The sequence below is a fragment of the Extibacter sp. GGCC_0201 genome, assembly GCF_017566055.1.
GTDB lineage: Bacteria > Bacillota > Clostridia > Lachnospirales > Lachnospiraceae > Extibacter.
Map to the genome: position 1 here is coordinate 1 of NZ_JABFCH010000069.1, position 627 is coordinate 627.

A 627-nucleotide genomic window follows, 5' to 3' on the forward strand; every position below is an offset into this window, starting at 1 on the left:
TCCAGCTTATTCCCCCCTGCGTCATAGGAAAAGACTTTGATCGTCTCTGCCGGATCATCTTCCAGGGAAAGGTCGAATGATTTCAGGACATCTACGTTGACCTCTTTTTCATTGCCATTCACAGGTTCGTAGCCTATTGTTACCTTTACGCCGGCATACTTGTCTTCCGGCTGCAGATTGGTCCCTGCTTCACTTAGCAGTATATTTCTCGGTATGGTTATATAGGAATCGGGTGCGATATCCTTCCACACGGCCTGAAGCTGTATGCTCTTATTATTCGCACCAGCCCCTGATGCAAATTCGTAGGCTGCCGGCTCCGCCCCCTGTTTGATCATGTAGCCCGGTTTTGGCACCCAGCTTCCGGAGCCGTCAAGCTCCTTGACCGTCCAGTAATCGAGCACCTTTCCTTCCGGACACTGGGATGCCGTCGGGAACTGGATGGCCGCCCTGTTATGTCCGTCGTAAGTCCGATAGACGGTCGGATCCTCGATGCCTGCAAATGGGCTTCCGTCCTCCTCCAGATACGTGACCGTCAGCCCGCGGTCATATGCCACCCTGGCGAGCTCCTGATTATCCTCTGTCACTTTAGGCACGGAAGTCGTATTATCACTGTTCAGATAATACGTA

At 52.5% G+C, this 627-nt stretch carries 1 protein-coding gene; it reads right to left on the reverse strand.

Translation table 11 applies throughout. The annotated features are described in order from the left end of the window. Window positions 1-627: hypothetical protein (locus HJV72_RS20550; RefSeq protein WP_208073380.1), on the reverse strand; the 627-nt coding region annotated here is incomplete at both ends.